The sequence below is a fragment of the Bradyrhizobium cedriense genome, assembly GCF_054602315.1.
Genome location: NZ_JBTSWB010000004.1, coordinates 307,147 through 330,087, shown reverse-complemented (window position 1 = coordinate 330,087; position 22,941 = coordinate 307,147). Strand labels below are relative to the sequence as shown.

At 62.4% G+C, this 22,941-nt stretch carries 26 protein-coding genes and 1 tRNA gene; 12 read left to right on the top strand and 15 right to left on the bottom strand.

From position 1 onward, the window contains the following. Positions 1 to 33: 33 nt before the first annotated feature. From ACYCVF_RS18275 to ACYCVF_RS18260, 4 genes are all read right to left on the bottom strand, one after another. On the bottom strand, positions 34 to 1,047 hold the full coding sequence (locus ACYCVF_RS18275) for an AAA family ATPase (RefSeq protein ID WP_459606577.1): 1,014 nt from the start codon (positions 1,045 to 1,047) through the stop codon (positions 34 to 36). Further along, positions 1,040 to 1,363: a hypothetical protein gene (locus tag ACYCVF_RS18270; protein ID WP_459606576.1), complete on the bottom strand. Its 324-nt coding sequence runs from the start codon at positions 1,361 to 1,363 to the stop codon at positions 1,040 to 1,042. Before ACYCVF_RS18270 ends, ACYCVF_RS18275 begins: the two co-directional genes overlap by 8 nt. Positions 1,364 to 1,717: 354 nt before the next feature. Further along, a complete protein-coding gene (locus ACYCVF_RS18265) occupies positions 1,718 to 2,566 on the bottom strand; it encodes a hypothetical protein (RefSeq protein WP_459606575.1) in 849 nt (282 codons plus the stop codon). Between the two features lie 88 nt (positions 2,567 to 2,654). Beyond that, on the bottom strand, positions 2,655 to 3,923 hold the full coding sequence (locus ACYCVF_RS18260) for a tyrosine-type recombinase/integrase (RefSeq protein ID WP_459606574.1): 1,269 nt from the start codon (positions 3,921 to 3,923) through the stop codon (positions 2,655 to 2,657). Positions 3,924 to 3,929: 6 nt separating this feature from the next. Here ACYCVF_RS18260 and ACYCVF_RS18255 point away from each other — a divergent pair. Next, positions 3,930 to 4,119, top strand: a tRNA-Arg gene (locus ACYCVF_RS18255). A 28-nt stretch (positions 4,120 to 4,147) separates the two neighbouring features. Here the strand turns inward: ACYCVF_RS18255 and ACYCVF_RS18250 are convergent. Then, positions 4,148 to 4,357 (bottom strand): hypothetical protein, encoded by a 210-nt coding sequence (locus ACYCVF_RS18250; RefSeq protein ID WP_459598580.1) that lies wholly within the window; start codon positions 4,355 to 4,357, stop codon positions 4,148 to 4,150. Positions 4,358 to 4,452: 95 nt separating this feature from the next. Further along, positions 4,453 to 4,896, bottom strand: coding sequence for a TspO/MBR family protein (locus ACYCVF_RS18245; RefSeq protein WP_459598578.1), 444 nt, complete (start codon positions 4,894 to 4,896; stop codon positions 4,453 to 4,455). Between the two features lie 43 nt (positions 4,897 to 4,939). On the opposite strand from ACYCVF_RS18245, the gene dinB reads away from it, so the two are divergent. The 8 genes from dinB (at position 4,940) to ACYCVF_RS18205 (ending at position 14,442) form a co-directional block, all read left to right on the top strand. Continuing rightward, positions 4,940 to 6,040, top strand: a complete 1,101-nt coding sequence (gene dinB, locus ACYCVF_RS18240) for a DNA polymerase IV (protein WP_459598576.1) — start codon at positions 4,940 to 4,942, stop codon at positions 6,038 to 6,040. 388 nt (positions 6,041 to 6,428) lie between these two features. Further along, a complete protein-coding gene (locus ACYCVF_RS18235; RefSeq protein ID WP_459606573.1) occupies positions 6,429 to 7,118 on the top strand; it encodes a cytochrome c oxidase assembly protein in 690 nt (229 codons plus the stop codon). A 41-nt stretch (positions 7,119 to 7,159) separates the two neighbouring features. Then, positions 7,160 to 8,233, top strand: coding sequence for a c-type cytochrome (locus ACYCVF_RS18230; protein ID WP_459598572.1), 1,074 nt, complete (start codon positions 7,160 to 7,162; stop codon positions 8,231 to 8,233). Next, on the top strand, positions 8,230 to 9,243 hold the full coding sequence (gene coxB / locus ACYCVF_RS18225; protein ID WP_459606572.1) for a cytochrome c oxidase subunit II: 1,014 nt from the start codon (positions 8,230 to 8,232) through the stop codon (positions 9,241 to 9,243). Before ACYCVF_RS18230 ends, coxB begins: the two co-directional genes overlap by 4 nt. Continuing rightward, complete coding sequence (gene ctaD / locus ACYCVF_RS18220) at positions 9,236 to 11,761, top strand: cytochrome c oxidase subunit I (protein ID WP_459598568.1); 2,526 nt, start codon at positions 9,236 to 9,238, stop codon at positions 11,759 to 11,761. Before coxB ends, ctaD begins: the two co-directional genes overlap by 8 nt. A gap of 5 nt (positions 11,762 to 11,766) precedes the next feature. After that, positions 11,767 to 12,141: a hypothetical protein gene (locus tag ACYCVF_RS18215; protein WP_459598566.1), complete on the top strand. Its 375-nt coding sequence runs from the start codon at positions 11,767 to 11,769 to the stop codon at positions 12,139 to 12,141. Between the two features lie 105 nt (positions 12,142 to 12,246). Next, complete coding sequence (locus tag ACYCVF_RS18210; protein ID WP_459598564.1) at positions 12,247 to 12,774, top strand: DUF421 domain-containing protein; 528 nt, start codon at positions 12,247 to 12,249, stop codon at positions 12,772 to 12,774. A 255-nt stretch (positions 12,775 to 13,029) separates the two neighbouring features. Beyond that, complete coding sequence (locus ACYCVF_RS18205) at positions 13,030 to 14,442, top strand: sensor histidine kinase (protein ID WP_459598562.1); 1,413 nt, start codon at positions 13,030 to 13,032, stop codon at positions 14,440 to 14,442. Between the two features lie 117 nt (positions 14,443 to 14,559). Here the strand turns inward: ACYCVF_RS18205 and ACYCVF_RS18200 are convergent, their stop codons facing one another. The 3 genes from ACYCVF_RS18200 to ACYCVF_RS18190 form a co-directional block, all read right to left on the bottom strand. Beyond that, entirely contained in the window at positions 14,560 to 14,853 is a 294-nt protein-coding gene (locus ACYCVF_RS18200; RefSeq protein WP_459598560.1) for a hypothetical protein, read from the bottom strand. A gap of 304 nt (positions 14,854 to 15,157) precedes the next feature. Next, entirely contained in the window at positions 15,158 to 15,451 is a 294-nt protein-coding gene (locus tag ACYCVF_RS18195) for a DUF1330 domain-containing protein (protein ID WP_459598558.1), read from the bottom strand. A gap of 28 nt (positions 15,452 to 15,479) precedes the next feature. Next, complete coding sequence (locus ACYCVF_RS18190) at positions 15,480 to 16,166, bottom strand: DNA-3-methyladenine glycosylase I (RefSeq protein WP_459598556.1); 687 nt, start codon at positions 16,164 to 16,166, stop codon at positions 15,480 to 15,482. A gap of 151 nt (positions 16,167 to 16,317) precedes the next feature. Between ACYCVF_RS18190 and ACYCVF_RS18185 the strand changes: the two genes are divergently transcribed. After that, positions 16,318 to 17,145, top strand: a complete 828-nt coding sequence (locus ACYCVF_RS18185) for a metallophosphoesterase family protein (RefSeq protein ID WP_459598554.1) — start codon at positions 16,318 to 16,320, stop codon at positions 17,143 to 17,145. On the opposite strand, the gene ACYCVF_RS18180 is transcribed toward ACYCVF_RS18185, so the two are convergent. The 4 genes from ACYCVF_RS18180 to ACYCVF_RS18165 form a co-directional block, all read right to left on the bottom strand. Beyond that, a complete protein-coding gene (locus ACYCVF_RS18180) occupies positions 17,084 to 17,569 on the bottom strand; it encodes a Crp/Fnr family transcriptional regulator (protein WP_459598552.1) in 486 nt (161 codons plus the stop codon). The two genes, ACYCVF_RS18185 and ACYCVF_RS18180, sit on opposite strands and share 62 nt — an antisense overlap. Before the next feature lie 173 nt (positions 17,570 to 17,742). Then, positions 17,743 to 18,483, bottom strand: coding sequence for a di-trans,poly-cis-decaprenylcistransferase (locus ACYCVF_RS18175; RefSeq protein WP_459598550.1), 741 nt, complete (start codon positions 18,481 to 18,483; stop codon positions 17,743 to 17,745). Between the two features lie 28 nt (positions 18,484 to 18,511). Then, positions 18,512 to 18,886 (bottom strand): transcriptional regulator, encoded by a 375-nt coding sequence (locus ACYCVF_RS18170; protein ID WP_459598548.1) that lies wholly within the window; start codon positions 18,884 to 18,886, stop codon positions 18,512 to 18,514. After that, positions 18,873 to 19,490, bottom strand: a complete 618-nt coding sequence (locus tag ACYCVF_RS18165) for a hypothetical protein (protein WP_459598546.1) — start codon at positions 19,488 to 19,490, stop codon at positions 18,873 to 18,875. The genes ACYCVF_RS18170 and ACYCVF_RS18165 overlap by 14 nt, the downstream gene beginning before the upstream one ends. A gap of 196 nt (positions 19,491 to 19,686) precedes the next feature. On the opposite strand from ACYCVF_RS18165, the gene ACYCVF_RS18160 reads away from it, so the two are divergent. Beyond that, positions 19,687 to 20,931, top strand: a complete 1,245-nt coding sequence (locus ACYCVF_RS18160; protein WP_459598544.1) for a S1C family serine protease — start codon at positions 19,687 to 19,689, stop codon at positions 20,929 to 20,931. Positions 20,932 to 20,967: 36 nt separating this feature from the next. Here the strand turns inward: ACYCVF_RS18160 and ACYCVF_RS18155 are convergent, their stop codons facing one another. Together ACYCVF_RS18155 and ACYCVF_RS18150 are read right to left on the bottom strand one after the other, a co-directional pair. After that, positions 20,968 to 21,240 (bottom strand): DUF3551 domain-containing protein, encoded by a 273-nt coding sequence (locus tag ACYCVF_RS18155; protein ID WP_459598542.1) that lies wholly within the window; start codon positions 21,238 to 21,240, stop codon positions 20,968 to 20,970. Between the two features lie 146 nt (positions 21,241 to 21,386). Next, on the bottom strand, positions 21,387 to 22,361 hold the full coding sequence (locus ACYCVF_RS18150) for a Bug family tripartite tricarboxylate transporter substrate binding protein (protein ID WP_459598540.1): 975 nt from the start codon (positions 22,359 to 22,361) through the stop codon (positions 21,387 to 21,389). 122 nt (positions 22,362 to 22,483) lie between these two features. On the opposite strand from ACYCVF_RS18150, the gene ACYCVF_RS18145 reads away from it, so the two are divergent. After that, a complete protein-coding gene (locus ACYCVF_RS18145; protein ID WP_459598538.1) occupies positions 22,484 to 22,894 on the top strand; it encodes a VOC family protein in 411 nt (136 codons plus the stop codon). The last annotated feature ends 47 nt before the right edge of the window (positions 22,895 to 22,941 follow it).

Below are 22,941 nucleotides of genomic sequence, written 5' to 3'. Positions count from 1 at the left end.
CCCTAAGGCAGCGGGACAGCGGGACAGCGGTGGCTAGTCGTTTGGCTCCGCCGGCTTGGCTTTCTTCGCGCGCTTGGCCTTCTTCAACAGCCGGTCAACCCTGGACTTGCTCATCGACAGCTCCTTGCCGATCTCGCGGGTGCTCTTACCCGCTTCCGACAGCTCCAGCACCTTCTGCACGTCCTCCGAGTCTTCACTCTTGAGATCGGTGCAGACCCAACGGGCCGCCCCGTCCTCGTCCAGTTCGAGCTTCGCCTCGAACGGCAGGGCATCTTCGCCCAACACCCCGCGCGCTTTGGTCAGGTGCACCTCGAAGCGTGCCCCTTCGCCGGGATCATAGTCTTCCGGGTGCTTGAGCTGGATCACGGTGTCGAGCACGTCCTCCCGTTTGGACGTGCCACGCGCATTGCCGCCTCGGCCGGCGTGATGCACGACCAAGACGGTGACCCCGCGTCGCCGCAACTGGAGCAGCCAGGCCTGCATCGAGATCCAGGACTCGGCGTCGTTCTCCGCGCCACCGTTTACGAGGGTCGACAAGTTGTCCAGAACCAAAAATTCCACACCGTCCAGATGCGAATTGATGGCCTCTTGCTGCTTCGGATCGGCCAGATTGAGGGACGTCCCCAACGGCTGCCGGTCCATGCACAGGAGGCGGAATGCGCCAACCGGTGGTTGGCGCCCTCCTTTCATCGTTCCTAGCAGACGGTCTTGCAAGGCCTCCTGAGGCATCTCTCCATCGACGTACAGCACGTTGCACGCCCTGTCCGCTCGCCAGCGCAGAAACTCGCCACCGCAGCTCACGGCGTAAGCGATACCGAGCGCGACATGGGTTTTCCCGATGCCTCGCCCAGCGAACAGCATGGCCAGACCTCGTTCCGGCAGGATCGGATCGAGCACGTTCTTCCGCGGCGGCAACTTCAGCTTGGCGAACTTGCTGACGCAGATCGTGTCGAGCGTCAGAGATTGCTCTTCCGCCTCAACTTCGTCATCGCCGATCCGGTCGCCGAAATCGGCTCGCTCGTCGAAATCGAACGCCTGATCATCCATGTCGGCTACCCTTCTCCTCCTCAGTCAACACCGCTCGCCAGCAGTTGACACGCCGTCCCGCTCTGCTGAGGCGGCGCTCTCCCGTCTGCTCCACCTCTCTCGCGTAGTGCGCCTCGGCCAGACGGGGCCGGACTGGCAACAGGCTGAGCCCGAAGTGCTCCGCGATCTCATCCGCGGTGCGGCCCTTGGGGTACTGGGACTTCAGGTAGGCGACGATCTGCTTGCGCAGAACCCGCGCTCGGCCGCGTACGGCGATCGCGGCTTCCTGGCTGGCCCCGGGGGTCTTGTAACCCGGCATGTTCGGATAGCTGCTCATCGCCGAACCTCCGACGTCGAGCGTACCAGCGGGCCGATCTTGCCCCGAGCCCAGGCATCGAGGCCCGAAACCGGATACAAGGGGATGCGGCCGGCTCGCCTGAAGGGTGGCCCATCTGAGCTGACGCACGCCAACTTTGCGAGCGTCTTGGGGGAGCACGGGATGTTGTAGGTCTCTAAGATGTACTTCGCTGCCTCCGTTCGGCGAAGGTGACGTTCGTCTTGAATTTCGATCTTGGTGTTCATCAGACCCTTTCCAATCGCGGACCAATTCCGCGATCGAGGGTTTATCTTGGCGCCATAGCTCAGTCGCCCGATTGATGCCGAGTGCTTCCGATCGTTTCCGATCGAATTATCACGCACTGTTTTGGGACGTTCTCTTGCGAAACCGTTTAGCTAGACGCTCGACCTTGCTTTCGATTGTCCCAGCGCCATGGGCTCGGGTGGCCACCCTCTTTGCAGCCTCTTCCGGAGATGCCACGCTTAGGTTCTTGAGAAGCGCTGCCATCTCGTCGAGGAGAGGCTCGTCGAGAGCCGCGTAAGAGCCCTGCCCCTTCTTCTTGCCCGGGCTGGATCTTAGGTTGATTTCAGATTCTGCGATCGCTTGCGTTTCAACAGCCGGATTCTGCGTAGGCCACACTGCCATGACTTCATCGCGAGGAAATCGCGCGTCGGTGTACCTTCGCCTGTCGCCGACGTAGATCGGCAGTTCGAACCATTTATCGGAGTTCCTGACCTCCAGACGTGACCAGCTGTACGCTTCGATTTTGACCTCGTTGCCTTCAAGATCGAGCGCTATCGCCGACACCTTGCCCTCACTAGCGGCGGCACGAACGGACTGTATTGCATCTCCAAGGGGCACTGACGGCGCCTTAGGAGCGTCAGATGCCGCGCTGTCTGATGCCGCCCACGAAGCCCGCCTCACGAACGCCCCCATTACGCGAATGTTCGCGGGCTCCCAGTGCTTCATGTCGAAGATCGTCACGCCGTTGGCGGTTCTGGGCACATGGTCCCAACAGAACTTTCGATACTCATCCCAAAACGTGCGGACGGCATCCAAGTCGCGCCAAGATATCCAAGCTATGACCATCGGATAGGTCCAGAAAGCCACCTTTCCTGGATCGAACCTTGCTGAATCTGGACGATAAGACGCACCCTTAGGCTTGGTACCCGGCGCCGGTTCGAATTTTATTGGCTTCTTCAAGGGCCCTCCGCAGAGCCGCCGCAAAGTGACGACGCGGCAGGCTGGTGCGGACCAGCTTTTCGGGAGCTACCCTAGCCGCGCCGATTGATCAGGTCTTGCGAGTTTGACCTACCTTGCTTTGTTTCTTTCCTGCCATGGCGTCATCGATGTGCCTGGCGACACGATCGGCTGCCGCGAGGAGAGCGGTATCGATCAGGTGAATATAACCTTCCGTCACACTCGCCCTGGAGTGGCCAACCAGGGCCTTGATCGTCGGGATCGAGAAACCGAGGTCCTCCGCCGTAGAGCTAAAGGAATGGCGCAAGCCGTGGCAGGTGATGCCAGGAACATCCTCTGCCGATATCTTCTGAAGCCAACGAGTCAAGCCCGTGTGGTGCTTGCTGCTGTTCGTTATCGCAGGAAAGACGAACTTCGACTGGGACCTCGCCATGGCCTTCTTTAAGACTGCGATCACTGCCGAGCCCACGGGCCGGACGCTCTTGCCGGTCTTCGTCTTGCCTAACCTGAGGGCCATTCCAACCGCATCGACTTCGGTCTTGAGGAGGCCTTCTACTTCATCAAGGCGACAGCCGGTCATAGCAGCCGCGCGACTCGCCAGCACTCGTTGCCAGTGCTCTCCGTTTGCCTCCGCCGTCGCGAGACATTTGCCGAGCTTGCGATACCCGGCGTCGTCCAAACGCCACTCGCGAGTTCCATCTTTTGGTCGAATGATGCCGTTGACAGGGTTGTCAGATCGATATCCCTCGCGGACTGCGTAGCTGAAGATGCCACCAAGAAGCCCCATCGTCCGAGCAGCCGTACCGTTACCACCAGTGACGATCGCTCGTCCCCGCTCTTTCGTTTTGACGTCGGCGGCGGATTTCCCGCTCATTACGTCGCGCATGAAGCGACCGGCATCAGCAGCCGTGAAGTCCGCGACGGTGCGGTTCCCAATGAGGGGCACGATGTGCCGCACGACCCGGCCCTTGTCGCTGTAGACGGTCGCAGCGCTCTTCGTCACGCCACGGCGCGTTAGTATTAGTCCCCGCTCGGCCTTCTCCATATACTCCTGACAAAGCTCCTCAATGGTCATAGCGCCACGGGCGAGCTTACGAGTTTCTGCTGGATCAGCCCCCTTCACGACCTCCGCTAGGGCGAGCTTGGCTGCTTTGCGGCCCTCTTCTGCGGTCAGCACCCCATACCGTCCCAAGGTGAGGCGCCGGCTTCGGTTGTTGGCGTTTCGATATTGGACGACGAAGGACTTGACCCCGCTTTTCTTGACCCTCAAACCAAAACCGGGAAGTTCATCGTCCCACAGGAAAAGGTCGCCGCCCGCAGCGGTAGCTGCATCGGCAATGCGTTTGGTGATCTTGGGCATGGGTAAGCAGAGGGTAAGCAGTTGGCGGGAAACCGGGGCAAATCTCGGGAACCAAGAAGACCCTCAAGAAAGCCTATAAGACACGGGTTTTGTTGCAGAAAGTAATATCAACCCATGAACGGGAAATCAAGGAAAACCTACAACCCTTGCCCTCCGAAGGCAAAGGTCACACGTTCGAATCGTGTCGGGTGCGCCAGCGCTGCCAGCCGCTTCCCAGCCGGCACTCACGTCAGCATCGCTATGATCGCCTGGACCTGGTTTGAGGCGGACGCCACCAGTCCGTCATATGACGTCTGGCCGTGCGCGGCGGCCTTCAGGATGCATTCGGCGACGGCCGCTTTCAGGCCGAACACCGATTGATGAGCCGGCACGCTCGTCATCACGGTCTCGAGTGCGTGGCGCATGGTCTGAATGAGCTCGGAGCTGTATTGCATGGGCTGTCCTCCGCGCACCTATATTAGGTCGCGTGCCCATGCCTGCCACTCACAAGCCTGAGACTGCTCTTTGAACTCGATTGAAACTGAACGTCTCAATTCAAACGCCAGATGGCCGCATTGAGCATGCCGGCGAACGCGACCCAGGCGGCGTAAGGCACGAACAATGCGGCGGCCAGCCTGTCTCGTGACATCTCCAGACCGATATAGGTCATGATCGCGACGAACAGGCCAGTGAGGATGACGAGGGCAGCGCCGATCTGGTGCATCGTGAACATGACAGGAGACCAGGCGAAGTTGAGAGCCATTTGGGCAACCCAGGCCAGCATCGCCTTGCCTCCGGGGTCACGGCGGAAGGTCCGCCAACCTGCAATGGCGATCATGATGTAAAGAATGGTCCACGCGATCGGGAACGCCCAGTTCGGCGGAACGAAGCCCGGTTTGGCAAGGCCGGCATACCACTCTCCCGGGAGATTGGTCGCTCCGATCAGCCAGCCGATGCCGACCACACCCGCCACGAAGACCAACAACTGGAGCATCCATCACCTCGCGCTTCACTTCGCCCGATTGTATCATCTTTTCATGAGCGAATCCGACACGGCGACCGGCGAAGCCTCGCCCGTCCGCAAGATCATCCATATCGACATGGATGCCTTCTATGCGTCGGTGGAGCAGCGCGACAATCCGGAGCTGCGCGGCAAGCCGGTTGCGGTCGGAGGTTCTGCGGAGCGCGGCGTCGTCGCCGCTGCCAGCTATGAGGCCCGAAAGTTCGGCGTTCGCTCTGCCATGCCATCGGTGACGGCGAAGCGGCAATGTCCCGATCTGATCTTCGTCAAGCCGCGCTTCGAGATCTATAAGGCGATCTCCAGGCAGATCCGCGACATCTTTGCCGAGCACACGCCCATCATCGAGCCGCTGTCGCTCGACGAGGCCTATCTCGACGTGACCGAAAATCTGCAAGGCATCACGCTGGCACGCGACGTCGCGCTACGGATCCGCGAGAAGATCAAGGCCGAGACCGGCCTCAACGCTTCGGCGGGCATCTCCTACAACAAGTTTCTGGCCAAGCTTGCATCCGATCATCGCAAGCCCAACGGTCAGTTCGTGATCTCGCCGGAGATGGGACCGGCCTTCGTCGAGACGCTTCCGGTCGGCAAGTTCCATGGCATTGGCCCGGCGACCAGCGCAAAGATGAATGCGCTTGGCATGTTCACCGGCCTGGACATCCGCAACCAGACGCTCGCGTTCATGAACGCGAACTTCGGCAAGTCGGGCGCGTATTATTACTGGATCTCGCGCGGCGTCGATGAAAGGCCGGTCCGCGCCAACCGCATCCGCAAGTCGATCGGCGCGGAGACCACGTTCTCGACCGACCTCACCGAGCTCGACGCGCTGGCCGCCCAGCTCAAGCCTCTGGTCGACAAGGTCTGGCGCCATTGCGAGGCGACCGGCAGCCGGGGCCGCACCGTCACCTTGAAGATCAAGTTCGACGATTTCGAAATCATCACGCGCAGCAGGTCCGTCGCAGCGCCGGTTGCGAGCCCCGGCGATCTGGAACGGCTGGCCTGCGGCCTGCTCGAGATCGAAATGCCGCTGCCCAAGCCCGTCAGGCTGCTCGGGGTCTCGCTGTCGTCGCTCCAGCTCGGGGACGACGCGGAGCCGCAGCTGACATTGGGAATTTGAATCCGGCGGGAGAGCCGCTTTTTGCGAATCCGACACCTCGGTCCGCGACGTAGTTCCAATCCCGTCGTAGAGCCACCAAGATACAATTTTTTGAGAATTAGAATGCTAGCCCTGTTTGATCCGTCTTGGGGAGCGCCACTCGTGTGCCCACACCTCGGACGAATGGCGGATCAGCAGGCAATCGCCGGACGAGCGCCTGGTCCTCATTAGCTCGTACGTTTTTGTTTGACGCAGCGGCGATCGGATTGCGCGGGGGAAAAGGTTCCCTAAAAAGGCCGTCCTCGCTTGGTTTTCTCATACGGGCACCTCGCTACTTGTGAGGGTGGGTGCATTGATTTCCGAGCCTCGTACGTTAGTTTGAGATACCCGAACCAACTGAGGCTCGACGTTGCGTGTCAATTTGCCGACAGGCATCAAGGCATCGCTGCACAGATCCGCCCTCGTAAGTGCTGCGGTGGTTTTCGGCGCAGGAATGATCATCCTCCTGGTCTACGACCTTGGGCACCTTTCCACGCATATGATGCTGCATATCGCCACCATGAACGTGGTGGCACCTGGTCTCGCTGCCCTCGCTGTCTCTCGCTATCTGCTTTCGAGACCCATCAAGACGACTGCGTCCCTCCTTTGGACTGCTTGGCTGATCCAGATGATGGCTTTCTGGACGTGGCACGCTCCGGCCGTCCATATTGTAGTGACCCATTCGACCTTGCTCACTTGGCTCGCCCAGGGGACGCTCTTGGTCGCCGCATTGACCTTCTGGCTCGCCTTGCTGACGATTTCATCGAACGCGCGTTGGCAGGCCGTTCTGGCATTGCTTCTGACGGGCAAGCTGGCCTGTCTTCTTGCGGCCCTGCTGATCTTCGCACCAAGGACGCTCTACACATCTGCCGCTCATCTTGGGCATGCGGCAGGAACGTCCGCAGCCGGTGCGCTGGAAGATCAGCAGTTGGCCGGCCTTTTCATGATCACGGCTTGTCCGCTCAGCTATCTGATTGCGGCGGTCATCATCACTGTTCAACTGATTGCCCCCCAGCATTCGCCGGGGAACCCTGCACATCAGAACGCACCAGCCGGATGAATTTGCCGTTTCGACTGACATATGTGAGTAGACTCGTTCTCGTGGGCGCGCTCTCGATCGCGCTCGGCGGCTTTCTGTTCGCGTGGTCCGGTGTCTACAACGTCGCCGCCAGTCGCGGTCACTGGGAGATCACCAACTCCCTTCTCACTTTCGGCATGCGCAACTCGGTGAGGACCCACTCAATTGGCATCGAGGTTCCGCCGCTCGACAGCAAGGAGCTCGTGATCCTCGGCGCCGCCCATTTCCAGAACGGCTGCGCCTTCTGTCACGGAGCGCCCGGGGTGCCGATCAGCCCGATCGCGCAGAGCATGCTGCCGTCGCCGCCGGATCTGTCGAAGCTGAACGAAGAATGGCGCGAACAGGACCTGTTCTGGATCGTCAAACACGGCCTCAAATACACGGGAATGCCGGCCTGGGTTGCCGCCGGACGCGACGATGAGGTTTGGGCTCTTGTCGCATTTCTCAAACGTCTGCCAACGCTGGACGCCGCTGCCTATCGCGACTTGGCACTGGGCGGTCTGTCGGTCCCCGAGCAAAGCGGACGTCAGATCGCCACCGCAGAGGACACCTCCGGCGCCGTGAGCGCGTGCGCGCGATGCCACGGTGAGGCCGGACGCGGTCCGACCAGCAAGCTCGTGCCCGTGCTGCACGGTCAGCCGCTGGATTTCCTGCTGACCGCCATGGACGATTACGCGCATGCGCGTCGTCAGAGCGGCATTATGCAGCCGCTCGCGAGCGACCTGTCCCCCGACGACCGGGCGCGGGTCGCGCGCTATTATGCGGGACTGTCCGCGCCGGACACGCCGGGCACGCCGCCTGATCAGCGCGCTGTCGAGCGCGGACGCCGCCTTGCCACAAGCGGCGATCCGGCTGCACGCATTCCGGCCTGCATGGAGTGTCACAACAACTCATCGCTCGCGGCCTATCCGCGCCTGCGGGGCCAGAATGTGGCCTACATGGTCAACCGGCTGAAGCTCTGGAAAGGAGGGCTGAACGCGCGCACGAGCAGCGATGCGATCATGGCGCCGATCGCGCGCGCCCTCGACGAGCGCCAGATCGAGGACGTCTCGGCTTATTTCGGCTCGATCGCGGCCGAGAGGAGAACACACCAATGACGCGCGCGGGATCATGCGGCGGCGTCATCGCTCTCTCGATCTTGCTCGGCGGGTGCGGTCCGGACAGGCAATCGGTGCTAGCTCCGCAAGGCGTGCAAGCCGAACAGATCGCCACATTGGCGTGGCTGCTGTTCGGCCTGGGCGCCGCCGTGCTGGCCATCGTCATCGCCGCGCTATGGCTCGCCGTGGCGGGACCGGAGCGAGCGCGCGGATGGCTGGCCAAGGAGAACACCGTCATCCTGCTCGGCATCGTGTTCCCGACCCTCACGTTGGCACTCTTGCTCGGGTATGGCGTCTGGGTAATGCGGTCCCACCTCGATCTCACCCGTGACCCGAGCGGCGCGGTGATCGAAGTCGTCGGCGAGCAATGGTGGTGGCGGGTCAACTATTCCGGCTCTAATGGAAAGCCGATCGCGAGCGCGAATGAGGTCCGCGTTCCCGTCGGCATTCCCGTCGATTTCCGGCTGAAGGCGAACGATGTGATCCACAGTTTCTGGGTGCCGAGTCTCGCCGGAAAGATCGACATGATCCCCGGCCGCACCACGAGCCTGCGGGTCACCGCCCGGCTGCCGGGCATTTATCGGGGCCAGTGCGCTGAATACTGCGGCGGATCGCATGCGTTGATGGCCTTCGAAGTGATCGCGATGCCCCCCGCCGAATACGCCGCATGGCTCAGCCGCGCCGCCGCACCGCCACTTCCGCCTCAATCGGAAGATCACAGGCGCGGGCAATTGCTGTTCCTCGCCTCGGGTTGCGGCGCCTGCCACACGGTGCGCGGCACCCCGGCTGCCGGCACCATCGGGCCGGATCTCACGCATATCGGCTCGCGGCGTTCGGTCGGGATCGACACGCTGCCGCTGAACCACGCCAACCTGGTGCGCTTCGTCACGGGCGGCCAGCACGTCAAACCCGGCAATCTGATGCCCGAGTTTCGTATCCTGAAACCGTCGGACGTGGACGCACTGTCCGCCTATCTGCTGACGCTCAAGGTGAAAGACCAAGATGGCTGACACCGCCGCGCATTTTCCGAACACGCTTCCGCGGCCTCACGGGGAAGATGCAGCGCTCGAGGCGATCTGGGCGTCGCCAAAGTCGTGGCGCATCGTAACCGACGTCAACAACACCGTGATCGGCTATTTCTATGTCGGCACGGCGATGCTGTTCTTCCTGCTCGCCGGCATTCTGGCCCTGCTGATGCGGCTGCAACTCGCGGTGCCGAACAACACGTTCCTGAGCCAGGAGACCTACAACCAGATATTCACAATGCACGGCACGGTGATGATGTTCCTGTTCGCCGTGCCCGTCGTCGAGGCGATGGGCATCCTGCTCTTGCCGCAAATGCTCGGCGCCCGCGACCAGCCATTCCCGCGCCTTGGTGCCTTCGCGTTCTGGGCGTATTTCGTCGGCGGGCTGATCTTCTTTGGCACGCTGTTCTTCGACGTCGCCCCGTCCGGCGGGTGGTTCATGTATCCGCCGCTGACCAGCGCGCAGTTCTCGCCAGGCATGGGCGCAGACTTCTGGCTGCTTGGAATCGGCTTCATCGAGATTTCGGCGATTGCCGGTGCCGTCGAGATCATCGTCGGCGTTCTGCGCACCCGCGCGCCTGGCATGACCCTCGACAAGATGCCGATGTTCGCATGGACAATGCTGATCTTCGCCGGCATGATCGTTTTCGCATTTCCTGCCGTAATCCTCGCGACGCTGCTGCTCGAACTCGAACGCGCTTTTGGATGGCCATTCTTCGTGGCTGCGAAGGGCGGCGACGCATTGCTATGGCAGCACCTGTTCTGGTTCTTCGGCCATCCTGAGGTCTATATCATCTTCCTGCCAGCGGCTGGCATGGTGTCGATGATTGTGCCGACGATGTCCGGCACTCCACTCGTCGGATACCGGCTGGTGGTCGTGGCATTGATCGCAACGGGCTTCTTCAGCTTCGGCCTCTGGGTCCACCACATGTTCACGACGGGCATTCCAGCCCTGTCGTTGAGCTTCTTCTCGGCCGCCAGCATGGCGGTGTCGCTGCCGAGCGGCATTCAGGTGTTTGCATGGATCGCTACCATTGCCGCCGGTAGGTTGCGCCTGGCACCGCCGTCGCTCTTCGTTCTTGGCTTCCTCTTCATCTTCACGCTCGGCGGCCTCACCGGCGTGATGGTGGCTATGGTTCCGTTCGACTGGCAGGCTCATGACACCTACTTTGTCGTCGCGCATTTCCACTACGTGCTGGTCGGTGGGATGGTGTTTCCATTGTTCGCCGCGCTCTACTATTGGGCGCCGGCGTTCAGCCGCCGAGCATTGTCGGATCGGCTCGGCCGATGGGTGTTCTGGATGATGTTTTCCGGCTTCAACATCGCATTCTTTCCCATGCATTTCACCGGCCTGATGGGCATGCCGCGGCGTGTCTACACTTATCCATCTGTCATGGGATGGGACGTGCTGAACGTCATCTCCACCGTCGGCGCCTTTGTGTTCGCCGCCGGAGTAGCTCTGCTTTTGGCGGACCTCATTCGTAACCTGCGCCCGTCTGCGGCGGAAACGGCCGGCAACGTCTGGAACAGCGCCTCGCTGGAGTGGCTTCCCAATAGAGCCTATGGTCCACGCAGCATTCCCATCGTGACCAGCGCCGATCCGCTCTGGGATCAGCCGAAGCTGTCCGAACAAGTCGATGCCGGCCGGTTCTATCTGCCGGGCTCGGTCACCGGCCGGCGCGAGACGATCGTCACCTCACCGATCGAAGGCACGCCGCAATATATCCTGCGGCTGCCGGGACCCGGCTGGACGCCTTTCCTGGCAGCGGTCTTCACCGCGGCCTTCTTCATGCTGCTCACGGCCAAAGCCGTCGCTCTCGCTTTTGCCTGTGGCCTACTTGCCGTCGCGATGATCCTCTTCTGGATGTGGGGAAGTGACCCGAAGTCGCTCGCCCCCGTCGATATCGGCGGAGGCCTGACGCTGCCGACCTATGCGACCGGATCATTATCGCATTCATGGTGGGCGATGATCGTTCTGATGCTGGTCTCGGGCTCGCTCTACCTGGCTTACGTTTTCTCCTATCTTTATCTCTGGACGATCTCGCCGCAGGTCTGGCCGAAACCAAATGCGCTGGCGCCGCTGCTATGGCCGGCTGTCAGCGTCACTCTCCTTGTCCTCGGATCGACTTGCGTCATCACGGCGAAACGCCTGCTGCCGGACGAGGCGCGACACGGCCGCGCCTTCGAACTATTGACCGCTCTGTCCAGCGCTGCGTTGGTTGCGGCGCTTGTCTTCGATGTGTCCGGTCATTGGCGAACAGGATTGCGACCGGACACCGATGCTCATGGCGCCATGGTCTATATGGCAGCATTCCTGCAAACGCAGCTGACACTTCCGGTCCTCGCGATGGCAGCGTTTGCCGTCGCCCGGAGCGTCGCCGGTCGTCTCGATACCGAACGGCGCGTCGTGTTCGATAATTTCCGCCTGTTCTATCACTACACTGCCGGGCAAAGCTTGCTCGGCCTCCTGCTCGTTCACGGCTTCCCAAGGCTTGCGGGGTGATGCCGATGACCGTTCGACCACTTACTGATCTTCTCCGGATCACCGCCGCGCCGATGATCTGGTTCGTCCATCTCACGTCCATCTACTCCGCCGAAGCAGTGATCTGCACGGGCATTCTGCCTGTTCGGTTGAGCATGGGATGGATCGTCGTTGGGTTCACGATCATCGCGATCATTGGTCTTGCAGCGACCGCGGCAATCACCGCGAAAGGGGGCAGGACCAGCTTCGGCACTGCGGAACAGAGTGGTGCCTGGCTTCGTTCTGCGTCGCTACTCCTGATACTTCTATCCGCCATCGGTGTTGGTTGGACATCGCTCCCATCATTTCTGTTGCCGGGGTGCGATCCTGCGGCCGGACCCTTGCTCGGCATGTTGCTTTAACGCCGGGTCTTCGGCGGGGGCCTCATCGCAAGGGAACCCAGCGCTTCCTCCGGCCGTTACAAGCCTGCTCCGGCAGTTCAGCCGACAACATGCCGAGATCCCACAATGATCGACTGGTCCTCCATTCTCATTCCGCAGAATCCCATCGCCGAAGTCGTGTTGCGGGGAACGCTGATCTATTTCCTGCTCTTTTTCATCCTTCGCTTTTTCCTCAACAGACAGACCGGTGCAGTTGGCATCCCGGACCTACTCGTCGTGGTCCTCATCGTCGAGGCGACGACGGACGCGCTAGGGCGCAACGAATCGGTCACCGAAGCGGCAATCCTGATCATCACCGTGATGTTTTGGAGCTACGGCCTACAATGGCTCGCCTATCGAGTGCCTGCGTTGGAGATCTTGACAACCTCTCCCAAGGTTAAACTGGTCGAGAGGGGTCGAATGCTGCGCGGCAATATGCGCAAAGAACTGGTGACGGAAGACGAGTTGAAATCGTTGCTCAGGACACAGGGTGTAGAAGATCTCGAGATGGTGAAGCTCGCCTGCCTCGAAAGCAGCGGTGATATCAGCGTGATCCCATACGACAAGGATGAGCCCCATTCTGGTCGCCCGAGCAAGGCGAAGGAGCTTGCCTAGTTCTGTTTGACGTTTCGGCCAACGACGATGTCGGCTTTTCGTGCCCAGACGTCACCACGGCACGGCCCAATAGCCGACCCGGTGAGGCTGCCTGGGATGGCCGCTGTCCCCCGTTCTGACGGCGCGGAGCCGCATTTGACGCTGGGCACCTGAACGACTGGACAGAGCCTCAACCGACGCGGCATCTTTGACCGCGACGCGGCCCAAATCCTGTCGTAGAGACACCACACACGCCTTTTCGCGATTGATGTTGGAATGCTTGCCTTATTGATACGCCTCGGACTGCGCTTTGAAGATCGCATCGAGGAGCGGCGGTTTGTCGACCAGTACGTCCGGGGCAGTCTCGGCTGGACGCAGATCGCGATGCTGCTCGGCGCCGCCACCTATGCCGGCTACACGCTGTGGGATTGGGTGCTCTACCCGGAAGTTGTCCCTACCACGCTGGCAATCCGCGGCGGCACGGCCGTCTTCATCCTGCTTCCGCTGACCGCACTGCTGTCACGTCGCTGGATGAAGCCATGGGCGGAGACGATCTTCCTCGTCTATTGCGTCATCCCCGGGTGCATCCTGCCCAGCATTTATCTCGTGCTGCCGTCGGGCTTCACCTTCGCCGCGCCCGGCATGATGATGATCATCCTGTTCGTCTCGACCATGCTGCCGTTGCGGATCGGTTCGCTCGCGATCTTCTGCCTGCTGTCGTGGGTGGCGCTGCTGGTCGCCGAGGCGCTCGCGCCGACGCTGCCGACGGGACTGAGATTCATCAATCATTCTCTCGTCGGCAACGCCTACGCCTTGTCGCTCTATGCCGTGGCCGCGCGCGAGTACCGGGCGCGAAGGCAATTTCGGACGTCCGAGGCGCTACAGCGGGAAAAGGAACGCTCGGAGAGATCGCTGCGCGATCTGCGCGCGACTCAGGAGCAGCTCGTGCAGGCGGAAAAGCTCGCCTCACTGGGGCAATTGGTGGCCGGTGTCGCGCACGAGGTCAGCACTCCGCTCGGTCTCGCCTTGACGACCTCGACCACCATGCAGACCGATCTGCAAGCGATGGCTGAAGCATTGGGCGGAGCATCGGTCCGGCGGTCCGATCTGACCAAGGGGATCGACAGGCTCAAGCAGGGACTCAATCTGACCTCTGACAATTTGCATCGCGCATCTGAGATGGTGCACAGCTTCAGGCAGGTCGCCGTCCATCAGGCCGATGAGGACCGGCGGACGTTCGAACTCCAGGAGTGGCTGTCGGAATTGATGTCCAGGCTCAGGCCATTGCTGTCGCATCATGCCCTGACGGTCGACGTCCAATGCCCGGCGGGAATCAAGCTCAACAGCTACCCCGGAGCGCTGGCTCAGGTGATCAGCAATCTCGCACTCAATAGCGCGGGGCACGCGTACCCTGACAAGAGAGGCGGCAAGTTTGTCATCACGGTCAGCCAACCCGACCCGAAATCCGTCCGCCTGGTCTGCGCCGATGAGGGCGTCGGGATTCCCGAGGACTTGCAGGCGCATATCTTCGATCCGTTCGTGACGACCAGCCGGGAGAGTGGTCATACCGGCCTCGGGCTGCACATCGCGTTCAATCTGGTGGCCTCGTCGCTGAACGGGCGCCTGCGACTCGAGGGCACGAGAGGCCCAGGGACCCGCATTGCCATCGAGATCCCGCTCCAAGCATGATCGCCGCGAGCGACCTTGGATCACGCCAGAGAGCGCGGCAGCGCGTTGGCTCTAGACGACTGACGGTGGCGGGATTTTAACACCCCGCCACCGGTGAAGGCGATCCGCGATCGCCGCTCAATGTCTCGCGTGCTCGAACACCACGATCACGCCGGTCGGTTCGGGCTCGTGCGCCATCAACCGAGTCAGGTCGGAATCGCCCCAATCGGCGAGGCTGACGACCTCGCCGCTCTGGCGATCGGCGCCAGGTGATGGCGTCGGCTCGACGACCTTGAGGCCCATTTCGTCGACGAAAAAGGTGTGATCGCCAAACATGCTGTTGAGCTGCGGCATCGCGGGGTGCTCGTCGGGCAGCACCTGAGCGCCGAGCTGGTTGACGGTCTGCTTCACCTGTTCGGATGTGAGCTTCATGAGCTGCTCCGTTTCTGTGTCCGGTTTCATTGACCCCGGGCGGGAGCGTGCGTTCCCTGCGCCCTTGTCCGCCTGGCTCAAGGTCCCGAACAGACGCTGCGGACAAATGTTCCTGCAAAATGTATTTCGTGATCGCGCGCGGCGTCCGCCGCGCTCGCGGCACGAGATCGCCACAGTATGCACACGATCCGCCCGTTGGCGGCGCTAAAGCGCGATGAGATTGGGTGAATCGTCATCGCGCTTTAGGTGATTGTTTGAGCAGGAGCTTTTCGGAAGACCGCTGCACGCTTGTCCGGATCATGCTCTAATCGGCGGCTTCGACGATCCGGATGTCGCGGTCGGCGCTGTCGCCAAGCAGATCGTGAGCGGCCTGATAGGCCGGGCTCGCATACGCCGCCTTGGCGTGCTCCACGCTGTCGAACTCGATGAGAACGACGCGCTCCATCTGACCGAGTTCGAAGGCCGCAGCCGGCATCCCGCGTGCGAGCACACGGCCGCCGGCCGCTTCGATGGCCGGGCGCGACAGTTTGGCGTAGGCCGCCATGGCATCGGGATTCTTGATCGCTCGGTAGGTTGCAACCCAGTATGCTTTGGCCATTGCTTCTCCTGACGTTTGTGGCGAATTGCTACTCGCCGCGGCTCTCACCGACCGACAGCGCGCAGATGCGTGACAGATAGGTGTAGGGCAGGCCGGTTTCCCCGGCCCAGGCATTGAACTGCGCCTGCACCTTGGCGAGATCGCCCTTCGACTTGACCTCTTCGGCAATGTCGAGGCCTGCACCGTGCAGGCAAGCCACCACATCCTTGGACGTCACGAAACCGTCCCAGCCGACGAAGCGCAGCAGCATCTGACCGGTGTTGCCGCCGAGACGGCTGCCGCGCTTGTTCAGGAGATCGAGCAGGCCGATCTCGTCGGACGAGGGCCAATTCGCCAGAAATCGGCCGAAGCTGCCGTGCTCCTTCGCAATCTCCTGGACGAAAGCGGCATTGTCGCGCACCGACATGATCTTGGCGCCGTTGCGCACGATGCGCGCGTCGCGCAGCAGGCCGTCCCAATAATCTTCGGGCTGGAAGGTGAGCTCGGCCGGCTGGAAATGCAGGAAGGCATCTTCAAAGCCGTCCCATTTCGAATCGATCACGCTCCAGGCAAAGCCGGCGCAGAACACCCGTTTCGTCATCTCGGCGAGGATACGGTCATCGGCGAGCTTCGCCAGCCGCTTGAGGTCCGGCTTTGCAGGCAACAGCTTTTCCAGCGCCTTGGGACCGCCCTTGCGTTTCTCGGCGCGGGCGCGAATGGTCTTGAAGGGGGTCATATGGACATCCGCATCGGGGCGCGTCAAAACATCAGAATTCATCCATCCGGTCCAGCCTCGCGATGACGCGAGGCGACCCGTGCTGGTCCGTTTCTTGCTTCATAACGTCCGGAATTCCCAGACATTCTCAGCTCCTGCCAACGGATTTTCGATGCGTTGCCTGGTCGTGGCCGACCTGCACTATTCGCTGCCTCAGCTCGACTGGCTGGTCAGCGCGGCGCCGCAATTCGACCTCGTGATCTTCGCCGGCGATGCGCTCGACATCGGCTCGATCGTGGATTTTCGCGCCCAGATCGTGGTGGTGAAGAAGTACCTCGCGCTGCTTGCGTCGAAGACACGCGTGATCCTCTGCTCCGGCAATCACGATCTCGACGAGCGCAACACGGAAGGCGAGAAGATCTCGCGCTGGATTTCGGAGGTGCGCGAGCTTGGGATCACCTGCGACGGCGACAGTCTGACCATCGGCGATACGATGTTCGTGGTATGCCCGTGGTGGGACGGGCCGCTGGTCAGGCAGCGCATCGTCGCGCAGCTCGCTGACGCCGCGGCCGGCCGACCGCGACGCTGGATCTGGGCACATCACGCGCCGCCGGCGGATTCACCGACGAGCTGGGGCGGCAAGCGCTTCTTCGGCGACGTCGAGCTGGTGCAATGGATCACGCAGCACCAGCCGTCGATGGTGATCTCCGGCCATGTGCACCAGTCGCCGTTCATCACCGGCGGATCGTGGTTCGACCGGCTGGGGCAGACCTGGGTCTTCAACACCGGCCTGCAACCGGGCAGGCCGCCGGCTTACATCGTGCTGGACCTCAATGCGGACAAGGCGTTCTGGCTTGCGGCCGGCGAGGCGCAGTGGATCGACCTGAATGCACCCCTGAGGCGCCCGGCCGCGCCCATCGAGGCACCGCCCGACTGGCTCACATTCTTGGATCGGATTGCCGATCCGATCCTGGCGAGACCTCAAGCGGCGGAAGGTTGATCATGCTCTGCAAGACCTCGCCGACCATCGCCAGGTGCGTGCCGTGGCCGGCATATTGCCGCTTGAGATCGGCGAGATAGGTGTTGGCGACGTTGAGCCGCTGCGCCAGCATCTTCGCGATCAGCAGCGCCACGCCCGGCTCCTTCTGCAGGAACGAGGCGGCATCCTCGAACTCGTAGACGACCGCGTCGGAGCAGGCCCGCACGGTTGCGGTGTGCGGCTGGCCCAGCAGCACGGACATCTCGCCGAGCACTGCGCCGGGCTCGGTGACGGTGGCGACCACCATCTCGCCCTTGAGCACCTCGAGCTTGCCTTGCATCAGCACGTAGAGATGGCCGGTGGTGCCACCCTCGTTGACAATCAGCGTGCCGGCGGCGACCTGCCGCTCCGTTCCACCGGTGCAATAGTCCAGGACTGCGCGCATCGCGGAAAGCTCCCATCGCTGCGGACACCGCATCGTGGGAGACTAGAGCAGGATCCGTGCCAGGCGCAAATCAATGCGCGTGTGGCGAACATGACAGCCGCTTTGCGAAATGGAGACTTCTCATCGCCGAGGCCGGTACATGGCTGAGAACGCTCATTTCTTCGTGCTGGGCGTCACACCCGTGAGAGTGAGGGCACCTCGTCGGGCATGATCGCCTGAAGACCGCCGAACCGGCGCTCGCGGCCGTGGAAGGACGCCAGAGCCACGGCAAGGTCGCCCGCGTCGAATTCGGGCCACATCCGCTCGGTGAAGTGAAGCTCGGCATAGGCGCCTTCCCAGAGCAGGAAGTCCGACAGCCGCTTCTCGCCGGACGTGCGGATGATCAGGTCGACGTCGCGAAGGCCGGCCTCGCCGGTAACGAGCTGCGAGAAGGCCTCGCGGGTCAGGCTGGTCAGCGCGGCCGCCTTCGCCGCGGCATTGAGGATGGCGTCGCGCGCGGAGTAATCGACCGCGATGCGCAAATGCAGCGTGCCGCCATCGGCGGTGGCCTCTTCGGCGCGGGTGATCGCCGTGGCCATGCCTTCGGGCAGACGGTCGCGGCGGCCGATGACGGTCAGGCGCACGCCGTTCTTGACCAAGCTCTGCACTTCGTTGGCGAGATAGAAGCGCAGCAACGTCATTAGTGCGGCAACCTCGGCCTTCGGCCGCCGCCAATTGTCGGCGGAAAAAGCATAGAGCGTGAGCGTGCCGATGCCCTGCTTGGGCGCGGCCTCGACGATACGGCGGATGGTCTCGACGCCGGCTTCGTGGCCGCGCATGCGCGACAGACCGCGCCGCGTCGCCCATCTGCCGTTGCCGTCCATGATGATGCCGACATGAAGCTTCTCGTTGCGGGCGGCGATTTCACTTTGCATTGCAAAGTCTCCGGTCAAAAGGGGAGGATCAGGTCGAAACGATACCGAGACGGCCGAGCGACGGCGCCTCGCGCCCGGCGGCTTTCGCCGCATCGCGGACCAGCCGCTCGAGCACGGCGAGATAATCGAGGAAGCGGCGGCGGCCGGCCTTGGTCAGGCGGCACGTCGTGTGCGGGCGGTTGCCCTCGTAACCCTTGGTCACCTCGACGAGGCCGGCCTCCTGGAGCACGGCCAGGTGTCGACTGAGATTGCCGTCGGTGAGGCCGCAGAGCTGCTTGAGATCACCGAATGCCAGCCCCTTGGGATGCGCCATCAGCGAGGTCAGCACCCCGAGTCGGGCCTTCTCGTGGATCACGCGGTCGAGCCCTTCATAGGAGAAGGGCGCGCTGTCAGTCTTCGACATCATTGTCTCCCGATGCGAAATGCAGAATGCCCGCCATCACCAATTGCCCGATCACGAAAGGCAGGCCCATGGTCCATGGCGACAGCGTGTGGGTCCGGCTTGCCAGCGCCACCACGATGAAGCCGGACACGAAATACCATGCGCCGGCGAGCGCGACGGTGCGCGGCAGCGACCGGACCGAGGCGAAGATCCCGAGCGACACCAGGATCTGCCAAAGGCCGGGCAGCAACCACAGCGTCTCGGCAGCGAACTTCCACATCACCACTGCCAGCAGCACGCCGGCAACGCCGGCGGGCAGGAACTGCTCGACCGCCTGATGGATCATCGCATCGGCTAGGCCGGAATGATGACGGCGCGAGCGTGCGCGCATCTCGATCCCGATCATCAGGCCCGAGAGCGCGGCGGCAATGAACCAGCCGATGAAAAAGCCGAGCGGCTCGCCGGTGGGATCGTCGAGCAGCCAGACCTGCAGGACCGCAGTGAGCAGCGCGATCGCGCCTGTCGCCGCCATCGTCGCCGGGCCGTAGCCGCGAAACGCCGTGCCGGCCGCAATCTGGCTGCGGATCGCCACGATATCGGCCAGCGCCTTGTCGAGATCACGCATCGGCAACCCAAAACCTCGCTTCAGTCGTGTTTCCCGGGATTGCGACCCGTTGCTTTGTATTGCAAAGTATATGGCGACGCAAAGTAAAGGCAAGCCCGATGTAGGCAACTGCATCAATCCCGGCGGACAACTGGCGGTTGCGCGGCACATGGCCCCGCGGATAAGATGATCCAAAAGCGTCCCCGGGGGGCTGGGTATGTGGCTCAAGTCATTTGTCGTTGCGTTTGTTTTCCAGACGATGCTCGCCGGGCTCGTCCATGCGGCGGGGCCTTTCGGCACCATCCATGTCGGCAACTGGAACGGTGGCGCTTACACCAATGACGCGACCGGCGCGTTCTCGCACTGCGCTGCAAGCACGCCCTACGCCAATGGCATGACCTTGCTTGTGGGCCAGGATACGAACAACGCGTGGTTGCTCGGTTTTGCCAATCCAGCGTTTCGCTTCAAGAAGGGCGAGAGCCTGACGATCGACCTGACCTTCGACGGTCAGGCCGAGGTGAGGCTGTTTGCGACCGCCTTCTCCGAGGTGATGGTCTCAGCCGTTCTGCCGACAAACGTCGCGCGCGCTTTCCAGAAGGCGAGCCTGATGGTGGCGGTGGCGAGAGGCACGCCGTTCCAGTTCAGCCTGACCTCGACCGCCCCTCTTATCGCAGCGGTCAGCAATTGTGTGACCCGGGTCAAGGCGGACGGGCTGGACAAGGTCGGAGATTTCTCGAAGATCGCCACCAGGCCGCAGGCCACCCCCGACAAGCAAGCCCCGTCGGCAGCCGGCAGCAGGACGGCCAGAGCAAAAAGCGGCACTGGCTTCGTGGTGAGCGCGAGCGGGCACATCGTCACCAACAACCACGTGATCAGTGGTTGCGCCGACATCAAGGGCAATCTCACGGGCGAAGCCGCGATCACGTTGCGTGTCGTGTCCAGCGATGCCAACAACGATCTCGCCTTGTTGCAGGCGCCTTCGACGACCACGTTCAAGGACTTTGCCCGAATCCGCGACCGCTCGATCCGCTCCGGTGATTCCGTCGTCGCGATCGGCTTTCCCTACCATGGAATGCTGACCTCGGACTTCACCGTGACGACGGGAATCGTGAGCTCGCTCAGCGGCATGCGCAACGACACCCGCTTCCTGCAGATCAGCGCGCCCGTGCAGCCGGGCAATAGTGGAGGCCCGCTGTTCGACGCCACCGGGCAGGTCGTGGGTGTCGTCACCGGAAAGGTCGACGCGCTCCGTATCGCCGTGGCGACCGGCAACATTCCCGAGAACATCAACTTCGCCATCAAGACCGGCGTGCTGCGCGACTTCCTCGACAATTCCGTGGTGCCATATCAGACCGCCGAACCAAAGGGCGAGCTCAAGACCACCGACATCGCCGCCAACGCCCGGCCGTATACGATGCTGATCTCGTGCAATGCGACCGAGCAGGCGGACGCGAAGCGGTAGCGCCGGCCGCATCCGCGGCACGACATCGATCAGCTCTCAATAGGGCACAGGCCTTGCGCGCCGATGCGGCCGCGGTTGCGGCTGCACATCGCCGTAGGCGAAACGAGGATTGCGGTCGCAGAAGAGCAGCCGGCCGGAGACGCTGGCCTGGCATTGCTCATAGGTGCTGTAGGCGCATTCGCCGGGATAGTCGTACTCGCCGCCCTGCGCGCACCAGGGATAGTCGCGCGCCGTGGCGGGAGTGCTGGTGGCGAAACCGACGAGAACCATGGTGGCCAGCGCCGGTAGCGCCCATTGCAGCATGCGCATGATTCCAACTCCTCTTCGTCGTGAGAGATACGGCCCCACATATCACCGGGTTTCGTCGTACCTCTTTATTCCAGATCAACGACACCGGGCGCGCAAAAAAAGCCCTGCCGGACGGCAGGGCTCCATTCCCAGGCATCACAAGATCGCTACTCGACCTTCAGGCCGGCAAACTCGACGACCTTCTTCCACTTCTCGGTCTCGGCCTTGATCTCCTCGCCGAACGCCTCGGGCGTCTGCACCCGCGGCTCGCCGCCGAGCTCGACCAGACGCTTGGCCATGTCGGGCTCCTTCATGACCGCGTTGACCTCGGCGTTGAGCTTGGCGATGATCTCCTTCGGCGTGTTCTTCGGCGCTCCCATGCCGAACAGCGCGCTCGCCTCATACCCCTTCACGGTGTCGGCGATCGGCTGCACGTCAGGCAGCTGCGGCGAGCGTTCCGTGGTGGTGACGCCGATAGCGCGAAGCGCGCCGGAGCGGATGTGCTGTATGATCGAAGGCATGTTGTCGAAGATCACCTGCACCTGACCGCCGAGCATGTCGGTGATCGCGGGCGCGGCGCCGCGATAAGGCACGTGCTGCATCTTGCAGCCGGTCATGGCCATGAACATCTCGCCGGACAGATGCACCGAGGTGCCGTTGCCGGACGAGGCCATGTTCACCTTGCCGGGATTGGACTTCACATATTCGATGAACTCGGCGACATTCTTGGCCGGCACGTCCTTGTTGACGGTCATCACGTTCGGAACGCGCTGGAACGAGGCGACCGGCGCGATGTCCTGCACGAAGTTGAACTTGAGATTCTTGTAGAGCGAGGCGTTGATGTAGTTGGCCGGATTGACCAGCTGCAGCGTGTAGCCGTCGGGCTCGGCATTGATGACCGATTCGGTCGCGATGTTGTTCCCGGCGCCCGGCTTGTTCTCGATCACGAATTGCTGGCCGAGCTTTTCCGAGAGCCGCTGACCGAGCAGCCGCGCCAGGATGTCGGTGGCCCCGCCCGGCGGATAGCCGACCACCCATTTCACCGGACGCGCCGGATAATCGGCGGCAAGGGCCTTCGACAGCGGGGTGGCTGCAAGCGGACTGGCGGCGAGCAGGCCCAGCGCGGTACGGCGAGTGATCATCTCGAGGGTTCTCCCAGTGTTGTTATTGAAAGCGATAGCTTGAAAGGCACGTCGGCGCGGTTGTAACAAAGCTTGCCGCAGGCTGAAAGTGCGCGGGGCGCATCATGACGAAAGGATGAGACATGCCGGTCAAGGTTCACGCCCTGGATCATCTCGTGATCAACGTCGCCGACGTCGCGGCGACTGCGGACTGGTACCGCAAGATCCTGGGCATGGAAGTCAAGGTGCTCGATCCCGGCGGCGGCAAAGCGCCGCGGACCTCGCTCGTGTTTGGTAACCAGAAGATCAACGTCCGCCAACGCGACGCCGACAAGGTGGAGTGGTTCACTGCCGACCATCCAACCGCCGGCAGCGACGATCTGTGCTTTCTCACCTCGGCCACACCGGACGAGGTGGTGGCGCATTTGCGGGCACATGGCGTCGCGATCGAGGAAGGCCCGGGCCCGCGGCAGGGCGCCCGCGGCACGCTGCGCTCGGTCTATTGCAGGGATCCCGACGGGAGCCTGATCGAGATATCGTCTTACGAGGATTGAGGCCGATAGGACCGCACCGCCCGCCCCAAACACCGTCATTGCGAGGA

Bases quoted from the DNA above. Each gene is read 5' to 3' on its own strand.
- ACYCVF_RS18275 (WP_459606577.1), bottom strand. From the start codon at position 1,047: ATGGATGATCAGGCGTTCGATTTCGACGAGCGAGCCGATTTCGGCGAC.
- ACYCVF_RS18200 (WP_459598560.1), bottom strand. From the start codon at position 14,853: ATGAAGCTCACATCCGAACAGGTGAAGCAGACCGTCAACCAGCTCGGC.
- ACYCVF_RS18145 (WP_459598538.1), top strand. From the start codon at position 22,484: ATGCCGGTCAAGGTTCACGCCCTGGATCATCTCGTGATCAACGTCGCC.
- ACYCVF_RS18185 (WP_459598554.1), top strand. From the start codon at position 16,318: ATGCGTTGCCTGGTCGTGGCCGACCTGCACTATTCGCTGCCTCAGCTC.
- ACYCVF_RS18215 (WP_459598566.1), top strand. From the start codon at position 11,767: ATGACCGTTCGACCACTTACTGATCTTCTCCGGATCACCGCCGCGCCG.
- coxB (WP_459606572.1), top strand. From the start codon at position 8,230: ATGACGCGCGCGGGATCATGCGGCGGCGTCATCGCTCTCTCGATCTTG.
- ACYCVF_RS18175 (WP_459598550.1), bottom strand. From the start codon at position 18,483: ATGCAAAGTGAAATCGCCGCCCGCAACGAGAAGCTTCATGTCGGCATC.
- ACYCVF_RS18155 (WP_459598542.1), bottom strand. From the start codon at position 21,240: ATGCGCATGCTGCAATGGGCGCTACCGGCGCTGGCCACCATGGTTCTC.
- ACYCVF_RS18210 (WP_459598564.1), top strand. From the start codon at position 12,247: ATGATCGACTGGTCCTCCATTCTCATTCCGCAGAATCCCATCGCCGAA.
- ACYCVF_RS18205 (WP_459598562.1), top strand. From the start codon at position 13,030: ATGCTTGCCTTATTGATACGCCTCGGACTGCGCTTTGAAGATCGCATC.
- ACYCVF_RS18245 (WP_459598578.1), bottom strand. From the start codon at position 4,896: ATGCTCCAGTTGTTGGTCTTCGTGGCGGGTGTGGTCGGCATCGGCTGG.
- ACYCVF_RS18250 (WP_459598580.1), bottom strand. From the start codon at position 4,357: ATGCAATACAGCTCCGAGCTCATTCAGACCATGCGCCACGCACTCGAG.
- ACYCVF_RS18190 (WP_459598556.1), bottom strand. From the start codon at position 16,166: ATGACCCCCTTCAAGACCATTCGCGCCCGCGCCGAGAAACGCAAGGGC.
- ACYCVF_RS18180 (WP_459598552.1), bottom strand. From the start codon at position 17,569: ATGCGCGCAGTCCTGGACTATTGCACCGGTGGAACGGAGCGGCAGGTC.
- ACYCVF_RS18160 (WP_459598544.1), top strand. From the start codon at position 19,687: ATGTGGCTCAAGTCATTTGTCGTTGCGTTTGTTTTCCAGACGATGCTC.
- ACYCVF_RS18195 (WP_459598558.1), bottom strand. From the start codon at position 15,451: ATGGCCAAAGCATACTGGGTTGCAACCTACCGAGCGATCAAGAATCCC.
- ACYCVF_RS18150 (WP_459598540.1), bottom strand. From the start codon at position 22,361: ATGATCACTCGCCGTACCGCGCTGGGCCTGCTCGCCGCCAGTCCGCTT.
- ACYCVF_RS18270 (WP_459606576.1), bottom strand. From the start codon at position 1,363: ATGAGCAGCTATCCGAACATGCCGGGTTACAAGACCCCCGGGGCCAGC.
- ctaD (WP_459598568.1), top strand. From the start codon at position 9,236: ATGGCTGACACCGCCGCGCATTTTCCGAACACGCTTCCGCGGCCTCAC.
- ACYCVF_RS18165 (WP_459598546.1), bottom strand. From the start codon at position 19,490: ATGCGTGATCTCGACAAGGCGCTGGCCGATATCGTGGCGATCCGCAGC.
- ACYCVF_RS18170 (WP_459598548.1), bottom strand. From the start codon at position 18,886: ATGTCGAAGACTGACAGCGCGCCCTTCTCCTATGAAGGGCTCGACCGC.
- ACYCVF_RS18260 (WP_459606574.1), bottom strand. From the start codon at position 3,923: ATGCCCAAGATCACCAAACGCATTGCCGATGCAGCTACCGCTGCGGGC.
- dinB (WP_459598576.1), top strand. From the start codon at position 4,940: ATGAGCGAATCCGACACGGCGACCGGCGAAGCCTCGCCCGTCCGCAAG.